Origin of the sequence: Pseudoalteromonas sp. ND6B (assembly GCF_000764215.1) — a bacterium.
Lineage (GTDB): Bacteria > Pseudomonadota > Gammaproteobacteria > Enterobacterales > Alteromonadaceae > Pseudoalteromonas > Pseudoalteromonas tetraodonis.
Genome location: NZ_JQFL01000015.1, coordinates 46,036 through 61,705 on the forward strand (window position 1 = coordinate 46,036; position 15,670 = coordinate 61,705).

The following is a 15,670-nucleotide window of genomic DNA, read 5'->3' on the forward strand; positions in this document are numbered from 1 at the left end:
TTCGCTCTTTTGCAACAAATAGCCATGTGTTGTTGTTATTTTTAAAAGCCATTTCAAATTTATTTTACAAATTCATTAAAAACAATTAGTTAAATATGTTTTTTATTCTAATTTTTTTGTTTATAACAAAATTAAACTCAACTCACCTTCCTTTTTGTTTATTTAATCCTCTTTTTTAGCGGTTGCTCACCGACTGTGTGGGGTTTTACCTAAACTCAACTCTTTGATTTTTATTGTTTTAATTTTATTGCCTTATCTACTGTTGCTAAAAAGCAACAAAATAACGAGTTAAATAGCACCATTTTCAGCTAGTTGCTGGTTAATTAATTGAAAATTATGGTTTTTATATTTTTGGCATCGAAGTTGTAATAGTCAGGCTGTATAGAACGAAACGTGATTTAAAGTAAAACACTTAATCGCATAAAACATAAACTTTGAAGGAAGATTGATTATGAAAAGCATTAATAAAACTTTAGCACTTATCGCATTAGCTTCATCATCAGCCGCTTTTGCAGCAAGCGACTTTGACACGCTAGACGTTGACGGCAACGGCGCAATCAGTCAAAGCGAAGCATCGGTTGATGCAAAATTAATGAGCATGTTTTCAGAGCTTGATACTGACCAAAACGGTGAGTTATCAAAACAAGAGTTCTCTAAAGCATAACCCTAAGCTATTAAAGTTTTGGGAGTTAAAAGCTCCCCCATTATTTAAACGATTTAAGGAATACTCATTATGAAAACATTACACAAAACATTTGCACTTATCGCTCTTGCTTCTTCATCAGCTGCCTTTGCAGCGAGCGACTTTGACACACTAGATACCGACGGTAACGGCGCTATTAGCCAAAGCGAAGCATCGGTTGATGCAAAATTAATGAGCATGTTCTCAGAGCTTGATACTGACCAAAACGGTGAGCTATCAAAAGAAGAATTTTCGAAAGCATAAGGCAAGGCTAAGTATATTCTGAGTTGCCAAAGACAACCTAAATAGGCAAGGAAGCCTATGAAAGAGAATAACAAGGACCGTGATAGCCAGACACAATTTTTTGATAGACCATTGCATTACATTTTGAAGGATTAAATTATGAAAACATTACATAAAACATTTGCACTTATCGCGCTAGCTTCTTCATCAGCTGCTTTTGCAGCAAGCGACTTTGACATGCTTGATACTGATGGTAACGGTGCTATTAGTCAAAGCGAAGCCGCTGTAAACGCTGATTTAACAGCCGCATTTACTGAGCTTGATACTGACGGTAATGATGAGCTTTCTAAAGCTGAGTTTGCAAACTTTTAATTTTTGACTTTTTTCATTGCACAGGGATCTCAGAAAAGGATTTCCCTCTTATAGGAGACTTATTATGAAAGCATTAAACACAACACTTGCGATTTTAGTATTAGCGTCATCATCAGCAGCTTATGCAGCGGTAGATTTTGCCTCTTTTGATAGTAATGGCGATGGTGTAATTAGCCAGCAGGAAGCCGCCGCTAATAAACAACTAATGAACATTTTTGATGACTTAGATACTGACGGAAATGGTGAACTTTCTAAAGAAGAGTTTGCAAGAGTACAATAAGTATTAACTCATCATACTCCACTAAAGCCGCTTAATAGTCAGCGGCTTTTTTGTGTTTGTTGATTACTTAACTCAAGCAGTTTAATTATAGAAAAATAGCGCTAACTTGGAATAACTTTTCAACCACGTTAATGTGCTTTTTATCAATTAAGAACATGATTACATGATCGCCTGACAAAATAATTGTATCGTCATGGGCAATCAGTACATCGTCATTTCGCACAATTGCACCTATTGTGGTACCTGCAGGCAATTTAATATCGGCAATTGCGCGACCTACCACTTTAGAGGTATTTTCATCACCATGGGCAACCGCTTCTATGGCTTCTGCAGCCCCTTTACGCAACGAGTACACGTTTACAATATCACCACGGCGCACGTGAGTCAGCAACGCAGAAATAGTTGCTTGTTGTGGTGAAATCGCAATATCAATTTCGCCGCCCTGCACTAAATCAACGTAAGCGCCTCGTTGAATAAGTACCATGGTTTTTTGTGCCCCCATGCGTTTTGCGAGCATAGCCGACATTATATTTACTTCATCGTCGTTGGTAACGGCAATGAACACATCGACCTGTTCAATATGTTCTTCAGAGAGCAGCTCTTGATCGGATGCATCACCACAAAATACCACGGTGTTGTCGAGCATTTCAGAAAGCTGTTCGGCACGCTCTTTACTTCGCTCTAGTAACTTAACGCTGTGGTTTCTTTCCAGTGAACGGGCTAGGCCTGCACCAATATTACCGCCACCGGCAATCATGATTTTTTTATACGAGCGTTCCAGCTTTTGTAGCTCGTTCATTACCGCACGAATGTGTTTGGTTGCGGCAATAAAAAATACTTCATCGTCGGCTTCTATTACGGTGGTGCCTAAGGGTTTTATCGCTTTACCTTGGCGGTAAATAGCGGCTACCCGAGTTTCAACATTAGGAATATGCTGCTTAAGTGTAGATAGGGCATAGCCTACCAATAAGCCGCCATAGTAGGCTTTTACAGCCACTAAAGAGAGCATGCCATCGGCAAATTGTAGCACCTGTAATGCGCCTGGGTAGTCTATTAGGCGGCGAATATACTTAGTAACGAGTGCTTCTGGGGCAATATAATGATCGACAGGTAAGTCATCATTATGGAATAGTTTTTCGCGGTATTTTAAATACTGCTCAGAGCGAATACGGGCTATTTTGGTCGGTGTATTAAAAATACTGTAGGCAACTTGGCATGCTACCATGTTAACTTCATCTGAGCTGGTCACCGCGATAATCATATCGGCATCTTCAGCCCCTGCGCGACTTAACACGTCGGGGTGAGCGCCATGGCCTGCAACACCTTGTAAATCGTATTTATCTTGCAGTTCGCGCAAGCGGTTACCGTCGATATCAACTACGGTTATTTCGTTTTGTTCACCCACTAGGTTTTCTGCGAGTGTGCCGCCAACTTGCCCAGCACCGAGTATGATTATTTTCATTATGTACCCGTATTATTAATACTAATTACATCAAAGTATTAGCTACCTCTAAATTGAAGTAGCTAAATGTGTTACCTAGGCTTTTTTAACTAATTTAGCGTAGTAAAAACCGTCACTTTCGCCTGGTAATAACTGCAAGCCTGGTGTGGTTTTAGTGTCTTCGCTGTGCAAAGGAATATGCTCTGCGTCTTCATTATTAGCTAAAAACTTAGCAACTTGTTGTTGGTTTTCTTGTGGAAGCACCGAACAGGTTGCATACACCAATGTACCGCCTGGCTTTAACAATGGCCAAATGCTGTCGAGTATATCGCCTTGGAGGGTCGATAAATCGTTAATGTCGGATGCGCGACGTAACCATTTAATATCTGGGTGACGACGAATTACGCCAGTTGCAGAGCAGGGTACATCTAACAAAATACGATCAAACTGTTCTTCATCCCACCAAGTGTGAGGTTGCGATGCATCACCACATTGTAAGTCGGCGCCCAAACCTATGCGTTCTAGGTTTTGTTTAACACGTTCTAGGCGTGTGGCATCGCTATCAAGCGCAAGCACATCTGCGTCGGCAAGCTCTAAAATATGGCAGGTTTTACCACCAGGCGCTGCGCAGGCATCGAGTATTGAATCACCATTTTGTGGGTCTAGATAGCGTGCAGCAAGCTGCGCTGCCGCATCTTGTACTGAACAGGCACCGGTATCAAACTCAGGAAGTGAAAACACATCGCGTGGTTTGCTTAGTTTAATGCCATCAATAAAATCAGGATTTAGAGTATGTTCAATATCGTTAGCGGTTAGCATTTCGCTATATTCTTGGGTGCTAAACTGCGATTGATTCACTCGAAGCCACATTGGCGCTTGTTGCTGATTAGCTTCTAGAATGTCTTCCCAGCTATCTGGGTAGGCTTCTTTTACTTGCTTTATAAACCAGTTTGGATGGTTGTATAAACACACTGGAATCTGTTTGGCTTTTTCTTCAAGCTCAACTTGTTGGCGCTGAAAGCTTCGTAAAATGGCGTTAATAAGCCCTTTTAAGCCAAGAGCGCGTAATTGTTGTAACGCATTAACGGTTTCGCTAATTGCTGCATGCGGCGGTACACGCATGTGTTGTAGTTGGTAAATACCCACATACAACAAAAACTGGAAAATACGGCGTTTGCCTTTAAGCGGTTGTTCTACTAAATGCTGGCAATAATTTTCTAGGCTAGGTAAGTAACGTAATACTCCATAGCAAATTTGCTGCAGTAAGGCTTTATCTTTAGGAGATAGGCCTTGGCTAGCGAAAGGGAGTTCTTGATTAAGCGATGCGCCTTTATCAACCACGTTATATAAAGTTTCAGCGGCTAGCGCTCTGACATTGCTTACATTACTCATTATTTTCGCCTAATACGGTGCCGGGTGTGACCCAGTCGCTACGACCGTTTAAAAAATCATTAATTGCCATTGGCTTTTTGCCTTGTGGTTGTAATTCGCCAATAGATAAAGCGTGTTTACCACAAGCCACAACGATACCGTTTTTATCACTTGCTAATACAGTGCCAGCTGCGCCTGATTGTTCAACTACATTTGCTTGGTATATTTTTACCGTATTACCACGCATTTGGGTAAAGCATACTGGCCATGGGTTAAAGGCACGAATGTTACGCTCGATTTGCTCGGCATCCATAGACCAATCAATGTTGGCTTCGTCTTTTGAGAGCTTTTTAGCGTAATTGGCATCGGCGTCGTTCTGTGGCTCAGGCGTTATGTCCCCGTTAGCTAAACGATTTATGGTGTCGATTAATGCACCAGGTCCCAGTTCAGCAAGCTTAGTGTATAAGCTTGCACTGGTTTCAGTACTATCAATAGGGCAGCGGCTAATATGCAGCATATCGCCGGTATCTAGCCCTTCATCCATTTGCATTATGGTTACACCGGTTTGCTGATCGCCTGCCCAAATAGCGCGTTGAATAGGTGCGGCGCCACGCCAGCGCGGTAAAATAGAACCATGTACATTTAAACACCCTAAACGTGGGGCATCTAAAATGGCTTTAGGTAAAATTAAACCGTAGGCAACGACAATCATGATATCGGCATTGAGGCTGCTTAGCTCTTCAAGTGCGTCGTCTGTTTTGAGTGATTGCGGTTGAAAAACGGGTAGGTCATGTTCTAATGCAAGCGCTTTTACTTCACTAGCTTTTAGTTTTTTTCCGCGACCCGCTGGACGATCTGGTTGACTGTAAACGCCCACTATTTGGTGTTCACTATTTATGAGTGCTTGCAGATGGCGTGCAGCAAAGTCCGGCGTACCGGCAAATATAATGCGTAATGGTTGTGTCACTGAGTTTCCTAATTATTTACTAAGGTGCTTATTACTGCGCTGCAAACTTCGCTTCTTTTTCAAGCTTTTTACGAATGCGTTGGCGCTTTAATGGAGATAAATAATCAATAAATAATTTACCTTGAAGGTGATCAAGTTCATGCTGAATACAAATCGCTAATAATTCGTCAGCATCAAGAATAAATTCTTTACCTTCTTCGTTGAGTGCAGCTACGGTAACGGTTTCTGCACGGTCAACTTTTGCATACGAATGAGGAACTGATAAACAGCCTTCTTCGCTCACGGTTGAGCCATCTTTTTTGATAATTTGCGGATTGATAAGCACGAGTGGTTCATTGCGCTCTTCTGATACGTCGATCACCACAATACGCTGGTGAATATCAACCTGTGTAGCAGCAAGCCCAATACCATTTTCATCGTACATAGTTTCTAGCATATCTTTGACAATTTCACGCACTTGATCGTCAACAACAGTTACTTCTTTTGCGATTGTACGTAAACGTTCATCTGGAAATCTTAAAATTTCTAACCTAGCCATAGTTACCTTTTACACTTATGCTTAAATTTAGGGTATTGTATGTTCTTATTTTAGCCATTCACGTTCCCCTTTAACAGGTTTTGGTTAATAATAATGAAAAAACACTATGAGGAAGCTCAATGAAATCTCCATTAATTGCAATTATACTTGCATTAGGTGCAACTTTTCCTGTGCTGGCAGATGTACTAACTATAAAAAAAGATGCACCTAAACAGTATGTTGTGAAAAAAGGTGACACGCTTTGGGATATCTCAGCTATATATCTAAACGAACCTTGGTTATGGCCTGAACTATGGCAAATGAATCCACAAATAGACAACCCTCACCTTATTTATCCGGGAGATGCGTTAGCATTAATTTACGATACAGACGGTAATCCGCGTTTAGTGATTAATAAAGCGTATCGAAAGCTATCACCTATGGGACGTATTACGCCAAAAGGGAAAGATGCGATAACAACTTTACCTCTTGCGTTGATTAAACCGTATTTGTCGTTTGAGCAAGCTATTAACAGCGATACCATAAAAGAAAAGCCCTATATTTTGGGCGCCAACGAAAATACCAAAACCCAAACTATTGACCATATTTTATATGTAAAAGGTAACTTAAAACGTCATCAGGCATATGCTATTTATCATAAAGGTGCGCCTTATACTGACCCTAATACCGGTGAAGAGTTAGCGAGTAGAGCATCTTATGTGGGTATGGCTCGTGCATTTAGAACAGGTGATGCGGCCAATGGCGAACCTGCCTCAGTAAGAGTTGAATCAGTAAAACGTGAGATCAAACAGGGTGACTTTTTATTACCTGCAATGGAAGGGCAGATGCTGCCAGTATATTTTGAGATGCATCGTCCTGAACAGCCAATGCAGGGTCAAGTGATTGCCTCTCCGCGCGAGGTGAGAGAATTTAGCACGATGGATGTAGTGGTGCTAAACTTAGGTTCAGAGCAACAAGTTAAAGTAGGTCATGTACTGGATATTGAACGTCAGTCACCTAAGGTGATTGATAGTGCCAGAGGCCCGCGTTATACCGAAGATTCAAGTCGTTTAGAAAAATTGGTATCGGCTACTAGCGAATTATTTGGCTCAGAAACCGATGAAGATAGCGTTACTTGGAAAATGCCAGCAGAGAAAGTTGGTGAAATGATTATTTTTAAAGTGTATGACAAAGTTAGTTATGCGCTGATCACTAAAAATCAGCACCCAATTCGCATTGGAGATTTGGCAGTAATTCATTAAGTAGCGAGTCGGTGTTCTAGGAGGGAACATGGAGCAATCGTTTGGCAAGCTAAGCCATTGGCTTGCCTTTTACTTATGCAAAGGGCTTGGAATAAAAACGCTATTAGCCCTCTCTAAGCAGCACAGTTTAGAGTCGCTGTTTTCCTTATCGCATTCCCAGCTGGTTATGTTGGGCTTAACAGCGAGCCAAGCAAGCAATTTACGTAATACAAATTGGCAGCAAGTTGCGCATTATGAACAGCTTATTAGCCAGCAACATATTATTGTTATTAGTATTTTTGATACCACCTACCCAGAACACCTAAAACAAATAGCCAGTGCGCCATTATTACTTTTTTGTAAAGGCGATATCAGCTTACTGTCTTCTCCACAAATTGCGATTGTTGGCAGTCGAAATGCAACCACCACAGGACTTGAAATTGCTGCAGAATTTGCACATCAGCTAACGCTTGCTGGCATAACAGTAACCTCTGGTATGGCGCGTGGCATTGATGGTGCTGCCCATAAAGGAGCGCTGGCAGGAAATGGTAAAACCATTGCCGTACTAGGGACTGGTGTTGATGTTTATTACCCTAAACGCCATAAGTTACTTACAGAGCAAGTATTAACACAGGGTTTATTGGTAAGTGAGTTTTTACCGGGCACCGCGGCCAACGCGCATAACTTTCCACGGCGTAATCGTATTATTTCAGGACTCTCTTTAGGCGTTTTAATTGTTGAAGCCGAAATTAAAAGTGGCTCACTGATCACCGTACGTTATGCGCTTGAACAAAATAAAGACGTTTTTGCGGTGCCAGGCTCAATTAAAAACCCGCTGGCACAAGCAAGTCATTTTTTAATTAAGCAAGGTGCTAAGCTGGTAGAAAACGTCGCCGATATTCTTGATGAGATGAACTTTTCATACCCTTCTGGTCTAAACTATAAAGAGTTAACTGATGCTGTAACCTCAGATTGCGAGGTGCTTAACAGTATTGGTTTTGAGGTGACCAGTGTGGACGATATTATGCGTCGAGTACAGTGGCCAATTGATAAAGTACAAGCGCGATTGCTTGATTTAGAGTTAGACGATCAAATTGAACGTGTATTAGACGGCTATATTAAATTAAGCGCTGGAGGATAATATGTTTGATATTCTCATGTATTTATTTGAAAACTATGTTCACAGCGAAAGTGATGTATTTGTTGAGCAAAGCACACTTACCGATGAGTTACTCCGCGCTGGGTTTAACAAACCCGAAATTAACAAAGCCATTGACTGGTTAGATCAACTTGCCGCATTACAATACAGCAATGAATCGCCTTATTTATTAGCCACTCCACAACATGCAGTGCGTATTTTTACCGACAGTGAGTGCCAAGTTCTCGACACCGAGTGTCGCGGCTTTTTAATGTTTGTTGAACAAACGGGCGTTATTAATAGCACCACTCGTGAAATGGTGATGGACCGTTTAGCGGCGCTTGATAATTCAGCTATTACTTTGGAAGATTTAAAATGGTTAATTCTTATGGTGTTATTTAACGCCCCTGATTCTCAGCAAGCGTATGAGCAAATGGAAGATCTTATTTTTGATGAGCCCAGTGAAGTGTTACATTAACAGGTTCACGACTAATGATGTGAATAATCATTATTGCGTGTTTTATTATTTTCAGCGTTAACAAACCGACTGCCATAGCTTGTATCTTTAAGGGTTTTGGGTATATTAGGCGAAAATTCACCAACCACTAGGATTTACATGAGTAAAATCGATCATTCACTTTTCTCGGCTAATAAACACGCCTTAGAAAAAGAATATGAGATATGCCCGCAATGTGGTTCAGAACTCGTCATTCGTAATAGTAAATCTGGGCCTTTTTTAGGCTGCGCTAGTTACCCTAAGTGCGATTTTATTCGCCCGCTTGCACATCATGATAGCAATGAAATCAAAATACTTGAGGACAGCGAGTGTCCAGAGTGTAGCAAGCCGCTGGTGGTGAAAAATGGCCGCTACGGTATGTTTATTGGCTGTACCGGTTACCCTGAATGTCATTATATTGCCAGTGAGCATGACAATACGCCAAGTGAAGAGCCTGTGATTAGTTGCCCTAAATGTAAAAAAGGCCACTTGGTTTCACGCAGCAATAAATTTGGGAAAGTGTTTTATTCTTGCGACTGTTACCCAAGCTGTAAATATACGCTTAATCATAAACCTGTAGCTCAAGCGTGTCCTGTATGTGATTGGCCAGTTGTTACTGAGAAAAAAACCGCGAGTGGTGTTGTGTTACAATGCCCACAAAAAAGCTGTATGCATAAGTTTGCTGCCACTGAATAACGTAAATATCTCTGGAGACAATTTTGTCTGACCTTTCTTCTTTATCTGCTGCAATAACTAGCTTAGAACAAGGCGATGTTATTTTATACCCAACCGAAGCTGTTTATGGCCTTGGTTGCGACCCTGACAATCAACAGGCGGTGGAACGTTTATTGAGTATTAAACAACGCCCCGTTGAAAAAGGGCTTATTTTAATTGCTGACAATTACGGGCAATTATTAAAATACGTCGATGACGCTAAGCTGCCTATGGATAAACGTGCCGATATTTTTTCAAGTTGGCCAGGCGCACTCACTTGGGTGATGCCTGCAGCTAAGTCTACCCCAAAGTGGTTAACAGGGCAGTTTGATACTATTGCAGTAAGAGTAACTAACCACCCTACAGTTAAACGTTTATGCCAACAGTTTGGTAAACCACTGGTATCAACAAGTGCTAATTTAACCGGCCAAGAAACGGTAACAAGTATTGTTGAAGCTCAGCAGCAGTTTGGCGAGCAGGTTAGTTTTTATGTTGATGAACCATTAGGTGGTAATACGCAACCAAGTACCATTAAAGATGCCATGACTGGCAATGTATTCAGAGGTTAACGATGCAAAGCGAATTATTAAAACAAGTAAAAGCGTACTTTATGGCTTTGCAAGATACCATTTGCCAAGGCTTAGAAGCAGCAGACGGGAAAGTACAGTTTGTTGAAGACAGCTGGCAGCGAGAAGAGGGCGGCGGTGGTCGTACTCGCGTTATCACCAATGGTAATGTGATTGAGCAAGGGGGGGTTAATTACTCTCATGTATTTGGTGCCTCTATGCCGGGCTCTGCCACTGCACATAGACCTGAGCTTGCTGGGCGCAGCTTTCATGCGTGTGGTGTATCGTTAGTGATTCATCCTAAAAACCCGCATATACCAACAAGCCATGCCAATGTACGCTTTTTTATTGCCGAAAAAGAAGGTGAAGAACCGATTTGGTGGTTTGGTGGTGGTTTTGATTTAACCCCGTTTTACCCTGTACTTGAAGATGTAGTGCATTGGCACCAAGTTGCGCACGATGTGTGTCAGCCATTTGGTGATGATGTTTATCCAAAATATAAAAAATGGTGTGACGAATACTTTTATTTAAAACATCGTGATGAAACTCGCGGCGTAGGCGGCTTATTTTTTGACGATTTGAATGAGTTAGGTTTTGAGCAAAGTTTTGCATTTATGCAATCGGTGGGTAATGGCTTTTTAGATGCTTACGTTCCTATTATTGAGCGTCGCAAAAACGATAAGTACACCGAACAACAGCGCGACTTTCAATTATATCGCCGTGGTCGTTATGTTGAGTTTAATTTAGTCTGGGACCGCGGCACATTATTTGGCTTACAAAGCGGTGGCCGAACTGAATCTATTTTAATGTCGATGCCACCTTTAGCACGTTGGGAATATAACTATACCCCAGCCGAAGACAGTGCAGAGGCATTACTATATAAAGATTTCTTAAAGCCACGTGATTGGTTAGCTCTGGGCTAAGAATGATATGCCAGTCAATAAACTACTTATTGACTGGCTTTTAAAATTATTGTTTTAGTTTAAAGCTTCGTACCTGCTCATCTAACGAGCGAGCTAAATTGAGTAACTCTTCACTGACTTTTTGATTTTCATCCGCATCTACTAACGATTGCTCTGCATTATCACTGATACCAACAACGCTTCTGTTTATTTCTTCCGCGGCTAGATTTTGCTGCTCTGTTGCATCGGCTATTTGTATATTTAGCTCATTTATTTCATTCATTTGGCTAGAAATATCTTTTAAAGCCTGTGCAACTTGTTGTACTTGTTGCGCTCTTTCGTCTGCCTCCGCACAGGACTCACCCATGGTTTTAACTGTTTGCGCTGCTTCTGATTGCAACTTATCTATAGTACGGCGTATTTCATCGGTAGAGGCATGAGTTCGGGTTGCTAAAGTTCGTACTTCATCAGCAACAACGGCAAATCCTCTTCCTGCTTCACCTGCACGGGCAGCTTCAATGGCTGCATTAAGTGCTAATAAATTTGTTTGCTCGGCGATACTGCTGATCACCTCAAGCACTTTACCCACTTCAAGCGTTTGCTCTTGCAGTTGTCTCACTTGATCTGCCGCTTGGCGTACATCTTCAGCTAGTTGATTTATACTGAGTTCGGTTTGCTCTGCAACCTGCATGCTTTGCTGTGCTAGCTCATTACTGTTCTCAGATTTTTCTTGAGCAAAATGTGTGGTGTTTCTGACTTCATTAGATGAGCTTTCTAGCTCATTAATTGCTGCGGCTACCGAGTCGGTACTTTTCTTTTGTTCTAAAATAGCGCGCTCAGTAGTATCGGCAGAAGTATAAATTTTCTCTGCTGAATGAATAAGCACTTTTGAAGAGTGAGATACCTGAGCAATGTTATCTTTAAACGTAGCAATCATTTGGTTAAAACTAGTGGCAAGCCAGCCGAGTTCATCTTCGGCGTTATCTTCAATGCGTAAGGTTAAATCTTTATTAGTAGTGGCTAGGTGCATTGCATGGCCGAGCTTTTTAAGGCGCACTATAAATATTTTTCTAAACATTATACCTAGCAGCACAAAGGCAATAATAAAAATAGTAGACAGTAGGCTGGTGGTTATTAAGGTGTTGTAAGTTACCTCACTATCAATATCAGCTAAGGAATAGCTAATTTTTACCACACCTAGTACATCGCCTTCTTGCGCTTGATGGCAGCCTAAGCAGTTTGTACCTTTATAATCAGAGCTCGCATACATCGGGCGTAGGTAGGTCATACTGCGGCTATCAGTGTTTTGCTCTATAAATAAGCTTTCTTTACCCTGCAGTGCTTCGCGTTCGTTGTTATTAGTTGCTGTTTGGTTTTTATTTCCGGCCCCATACAGTTTATTAACTATATCGGAGCGAATAATATGAGCGTCTTCAATATTAGGGTGTTTGCGAAGCTTTTGGCTCAATAATTCTCGATTAGCCATAGTGCCCGTTAGCATCATGGTGTTTATTGAATCAAAATAGTTATCGGCAAGTAGCTTAATATTTTCTGCCACCGTATCTTGTGCGAGCGTGCGCTGTTGACTCGCACTACTAAAAATACTGGCTATGAGTACAATAATGCCGGTTAACGCTAACAAAGCATAAATTTTATGTTGGATTGATTTCACACGCGCCACGCTTTTCTAACTATTTAATAGGGTATTATCTCTATTTTAGAAAAGCGGGTTTTGACTTAGCGCAAATAATCCCCAATTAAAAAGCGGGGTAAATTAATGCTGATTAATCATATGACTGGCAAGCTGTGCCAGTGATTGGCGTAAACCTTCGCGTAAAACGGGGTTATCAATTTCTATGTCTAAGGTTTTATTCATGCAATACATCCACTGATCACGTAAATCTTGATCAATAGGAAATGGCATATGGCGTTTGCGCAGCATTGGATGGCCATGTTTTTCTACAAATAAGTCTGGGCCACCAAGCCAACCCGATAAAAACTCAAAAAATACTTGGCGAATTCTATCTAATGGTTGAGGATGCATATCATATAACGGTTTAGCGTATTCATCGCTGGCCATTATGTCGTAAAATCTATTGGCAATTGCACGCGTGGGCGCTTCTCCGCCGATGATTTCATACGGGGTTTTCTCTGGCGTAGGCGCTTGAGTGGTTGTAGACGGCTTTGATCTTGAAAAGAGTCTTTTAATCATAGTTTTATCATCGTTAATAGGCAGTACTAAAACTGCAAAGAGGTTGTTTAAAATGGACAAATATGCGGTTTTTGGAAATCCAATCAAACATTCAAAATCTCCCAGCATACATCAGCAGTTTGCTAAGTCATTGGGAGAGCAAATCGACTATAGCGCAATATTAGCACCTATCGATGGATTTGAAAAAACAGTCGCTACTTTTTTTGAACAAGGGGGCAAAGGCGCAAATGTCACTGTTCCTTTTAAAGAGCAGGCCTTTGCTTTAGCCGATGAACTAACCTCAGTGGCTAAACTTGCAGGCGCAGTAAACACCCTTAAAAAGCGCGATGATGGTACCTTACTCGGTGATAACACCGACGGCATAGGCTTTGTGAACGATTTACTAGCGAATAAAATAACAATAACAGGTAAACGCCTATTGATAATTGGTGCAGGTGGCGCTGCCCGTGGTGTTATTTTACCTTTACTTGAGCAACAGCCTAAAGAAATTATTATCGTTAATCGCACTGCACATAAAGCCCAAACTTTGGCAAAACTCTTTACCGAGCACGGCAATGTTTCGGGGTATGGTTTTGACGACCTTCCTCAAGTTGATTATCACTTGGTTATAAATTCAACCTCGAGCAGTATGAATAACGAATTACCTGCACTAAGCTCTAAGTATTTAAGCGCATGTGAAATGGCTTACGATATGTTTTATGCGACGCAAAATACGCTATTTATGAATTGGGTGAGCGAACACAATAAAGCGGCTAAGCTATTAGATGGCAGTGGCATGTTAGTAGGGCAAGCTGCACAAGCTTATTATGTATGGCGAAATAAAATGCCGGACATTGTTCCAGTTGTCATTGCATTAAAGCAGGGAGTACTTAAATGAATCAAGCAATACAGTTTATAGACCGACTCGAATTTAGAGAGCCAACTCATCAATTAGTTTTTTTTGCACAAGTAAGCGGAATGCTAGTTGAGTGTGTGATTGCTGTAAGTAGTTTAAATTTAGCCGATGAGAGTCATGCAACGCGTTATTTTGAACAATATCGATTTGATTATGAAGAGCGTGCCGAGCAGCTAATCGAAGACGAAAGCTATAACTCGGCAGGGCAAATAGAAGTGAGTTTACTTAATTAAGCAAAAAGTTGTGGTTATTTCGCGTCTTCAGCTAAGTATTCATCTTTAAGCTGCACGTAATTATCGGCAGACACTTTTAAAAAGCTCAGCTCTTGATCTGTTAAAGGGCGGGCTTGTTTCGCTGGGCTACCTACATACAAATAGCCAGACTCTAAACGCTTATTAGGAGGTACTAAAGCACCACCACCAATAATCACCTCGTCTTCTACAATTACGTTATCCATAATAATAGCGCCCATGCCCACGAGTATGCGGTTACCTAGAACGCAGCCATGCAGCATTACCTTATGACCCACGGTAACATCATCACCAATAATAAGTGGGTAACCCTCAGGATTGCTTTTAGTCGCTCTTGATAAATGTAAAACACTGCCATCTTGTATATTAGTACGCTTACCGATACGAATATGATTAACATCACCACGGGCAGCAACTAGTGGCCATACACTACTATCATCACCTAGGGTGATATCACCGACTAATACAGACGACTCGTCTATATAAACAGAATCATTAAACGCAGGAGTTATTCCTTTATAAGAACGTATTGCCATATATGCACCTTTAAATTAAACAATATGAATAGTATCAGTGTAACAGTAGCGCTTATTTAAGTACCAGCAAAGCCTGATTTGATTATAAAACTAGCTGTTTCATCTGTTTTAGCTCAGATACTGACCGAACAGTGTGTTTTTTTAGTTTTTCTTTAAAAAAGTACTTGCGTAAAAATCTGTTCTCCCTATAATGCGACCCCACTGAGACGGCAGAGCGCAACGCATAGCGAGGCATGAGCTACTCAGAGAGTTAAGTAAAACTTAAGTTTAAATCATCGTAAGAAAGTTTAAAATTAAGTGTTGACTCGAAAAATAAAGGATGTATTATACGCATCCCTAGCGACAATGTCGCAACGTTCTTTAACAATATAAAGCAATCATCTGTGTGGGCACTCGTACAGATTGAGTTCTAACAGCCAAGCTACTTCGTTCTTTATTGAGCAAGTAACGAGGCAAACAAATTTAGAGTCTCAATTGAAACTGAGTGACCAACAGAATAGTTACTTCGGTAATTATTCAGCACAGTCAATTCAATATCGAAAGATATTAAATAAATTCAGAATTCATTGAGCTGTCGAAAGACATAAAACTTTTTAATTGAAGAGTTTGATCATGGCTCAGATTGAACGCTGGCGGCAGGCCTAACACATGCAAGTCGAGCGGTAACATTTCTAGCTTGCTAGAAGATGACGAGCGGCGGACGGGTGAGTAATGCTTGGGAACATGCCTTGAGGTGGGGGGCAACAGTTGGAAACGACTGCTAATACCGCATAATGTCTACGGACCAAAGGGGGCTTCGGCTCTCGCCTTTAGATTGGCCCAAGTGGGATTAGCTAGTTGGTGAGG

The 15,670-nt window shown here is 41.1% G+C and carries 19 protein-coding genes and 1 rRNA gene; 13 read left to right on the forward strand and 7 right to left on the reverse strand.

Translation table 11 applies throughout. The annotated features are described in order from the left end of the window. Positions 1 to 451 precede the first annotated feature (451 nt). The 4 genes from ND6B_RS14085 to ND6B_RS14070 all read left to right on the forward strand — a co-directional run bounded on the left by ND6B_RS14085 (position 452) and on the right by ND6B_RS14070 (position 1,577). A complete protein-coding gene (locus tag ND6B_RS14085; RefSeq protein WP_013463658.1) occupies positions 452 to 664 on the forward strand; it encodes an EF-hand domain-containing protein in 213 nt (70 codons plus the stop codon). Between the two features lie 69 nt (positions 665 to 733). Continuing rightward, positions 734 to 946: an EF-hand domain-containing protein gene (locus tag ND6B_RS14080; protein WP_013463659.1), complete on the forward strand. Its 213-nt coding sequence runs from the start codon at positions 734 to 736 to the stop codon at positions 944 to 946. A gap of 138 nt (positions 947 to 1,084) precedes the next feature. Further along, complete coding sequence (locus ND6B_RS14075; RefSeq protein WP_033102902.1) at positions 1,085 to 1,297, forward strand: calmodulin; 213 nt, start codon at positions 1,085 to 1,087, stop codon at positions 1,295 to 1,297. Positions 1,298 to 1,361: 64 nt separating this feature from the next. Further along, positions 1,362 to 1,577, forward strand: coding sequence for an EF-hand domain-containing protein (locus ND6B_RS14070; RefSeq protein ID WP_016900039.1), 216 nt, complete (start codon positions 1,362 to 1,364; stop codon positions 1,575 to 1,577). Between the two features lie 85 nt (positions 1,578 to 1,662). On the opposite strand, the gene trkA is transcribed toward ND6B_RS14070, so the two are convergent. The 4 genes from trkA to def form a co-directional block, all read right to left on the reverse strand. Beyond that, the gene (gene trkA, locus ND6B_RS14065) at positions 1,663 to 3,039 is read right to left on the reverse strand and encodes a Trk system potassium transporter TrkA (RefSeq protein WP_008112933.1); all 1,377 of its coding nucleotides are present in this window, start codon (positions 3,037 to 3,039) and stop codon (positions 1,663 to 1,665) included. Positions 3,040 to 3,114: 75 nt separating this feature from the next. Beyond that, the gene (rsmB, locus tag ND6B_RS14060) at positions 3,115 to 4,410 is read right to left on the reverse strand and encodes a 16S rRNA (cytosine(967)-C(5))-methyltransferase RsmB (RefSeq protein ID WP_033102903.1); all 1,296 of its coding nucleotides are present in this window, start codon (positions 4,408 to 4,410) and stop codon (positions 3,115 to 3,117) included. After that, a complete protein-coding gene (fmt, locus tag ND6B_RS14055) occupies positions 4,403 to 5,356 on the reverse strand; it encodes a methionyl-tRNA formyltransferase (RefSeq protein WP_033102904.1) in 954 nt (317 codons plus the stop codon). The genes rsmB and fmt overlap by 8 nt, the downstream gene beginning before the upstream one ends. A gap of 31 nt (positions 5,357 to 5,387) precedes the next feature. Beyond that, a complete protein-coding gene (gene def / locus ND6B_RS14050) occupies positions 5,388 to 5,894 on the reverse strand; it encodes a peptide deformylase (protein WP_033102905.1) in 507 nt (168 codons plus the stop codon). 119 nt (positions 5,895 to 6,013) lie between these two features. Between def and ND6B_RS14045 the strand changes: the two genes are divergently transcribed. From ND6B_RS14045 to hemF, 6 genes are all read left to right on the forward strand, one after another. Beyond that, entirely contained in the window at positions 6,014 to 7,135 is a 1,122-nt protein-coding gene (locus tag ND6B_RS14045) for a LysM peptidoglycan-binding domain-containing protein (RefSeq protein ID WP_013463666.1), read from the forward strand. Between the two features lie 28 nt (positions 7,136 to 7,163). After that, positions 7,164 to 8,255: a DNA-processing protein DprA gene (dprA, locus tag ND6B_RS14040; protein WP_033102906.1), complete on the forward strand. Its 1,092-nt coding sequence runs from the start codon at positions 7,164 to 7,166 to the stop codon at positions 8,253 to 8,255. 1 nt (position 8,256) lies between these two features. Continuing rightward, positions 8,257 to 8,730 carry a DUF494 family protein gene (locus ND6B_RS14035; protein ID WP_013463668.1) on the forward strand — a complete coding sequence of 158 codons (474 nt, stop codon included), beginning with the start codon at positions 8,257 to 8,259 and terminating at the stop codon, positions 8,728 to 8,730. A gap of 138 nt (positions 8,731 to 8,868) precedes the next feature. Next, positions 8,869 to 9,444 (forward strand): DNA topoisomerase family protein, encoded by a 576-nt coding sequence (locus tag ND6B_RS14030; protein ID WP_033102907.1) that lies wholly within the window; start codon positions 8,869 to 8,871, stop codon positions 9,442 to 9,444. A 23-nt stretch (positions 9,445 to 9,467) separates the two neighbouring features. Beyond that, a complete protein-coding gene (locus ND6B_RS14025) occupies positions 9,468 to 10,031 on the forward strand; it encodes an L-threonylcarbamoyladenylate synthase (protein ID WP_033102908.1) in 564 nt (187 codons plus the stop codon). Positions 10,032 to 10,033: 2 nt separating this feature from the next. Further along, the gene (hemF, locus tag ND6B_RS14020; protein ID WP_033102909.1) at positions 10,034 to 10,951 is read left to right on the forward strand and encodes an oxygen-dependent coproporphyrinogen oxidase; all 918 of its coding nucleotides are present in this window, start codon (positions 10,034 to 10,036) and stop codon (positions 10,949 to 10,951) included. A gap of 46 nt (positions 10,952 to 10,997) precedes the next feature. Here hemF and ND6B_RS14015 read toward each other — a convergent pair whose 3' ends face one another. Together ND6B_RS14015 and ND6B_RS14010 are read right to left on the reverse strand one after the other, a co-directional pair. Then, the gene (locus ND6B_RS14015) at positions 10,998 to 12,602 is read right to left on the reverse strand and encodes a methyl-accepting chemotaxis protein (RefSeq protein ID WP_033102910.1); all 1,605 of its coding nucleotides are present in this window, start codon (positions 12,600 to 12,602) and stop codon (positions 10,998 to 11,000) included. Between the two features lie 102 nt (positions 12,603 to 12,704). Beyond that, positions 12,705 to 13,142 (reverse strand): group II truncated hemoglobin, encoded by a 438-nt coding sequence (locus ND6B_RS14010; RefSeq protein WP_013463674.1) that lies wholly within the window; start codon positions 13,140 to 13,142, stop codon positions 12,705 to 12,707. 52 nt (positions 13,143 to 13,194) lie between these two features. Between ND6B_RS14010 and aroE the strand changes: the two genes are divergently transcribed. Both aroE and ND6B_RS14000 read left to right on the forward strand, forming a co-directional pair. Beyond that, entirely contained in the window at positions 13,195 to 14,019 is an 825-nt protein-coding gene (gene aroE / locus ND6B_RS14005; RefSeq protein ID WP_033102911.1) for a shikimate dehydrogenase, read from the forward strand. Next, on the forward strand, positions 14,016 to 14,270 hold the full coding sequence (locus ND6B_RS14000) for a DUF1488 domain-containing protein (RefSeq protein ID WP_013463676.1): 255 nt from the start codon (positions 14,016 to 14,018) through the stop codon (positions 14,268 to 14,270). Before aroE ends, ND6B_RS14000 begins: the two co-directional genes overlap by 4 nt. 14 nt (positions 14,271 to 14,284) lie before the next feature. Here the strand turns inward: ND6B_RS14000 and ND6B_RS13995 are convergent, their stop codons facing one another. Continuing rightward, positions 14,285 to 14,824 carry a gamma carbonic anhydrase family protein gene (locus ND6B_RS13995; RefSeq protein WP_013463677.1) on the reverse strand — a complete coding sequence of 180 codons (540 nt, stop codon included), beginning with the start codon at positions 14,822 to 14,824 and terminating at the stop codon, positions 14,285 to 14,287. Between the two features lie 594 nt (positions 14,825 to 15,418). Here ND6B_RS13995 and ND6B_RS0119030 point away from each other — a divergent pair. Next, positions 15,419 to 15,670, forward strand: a 16S ribosomal RNA gene (locus ND6B_RS0119030); the annotation flags it as partial.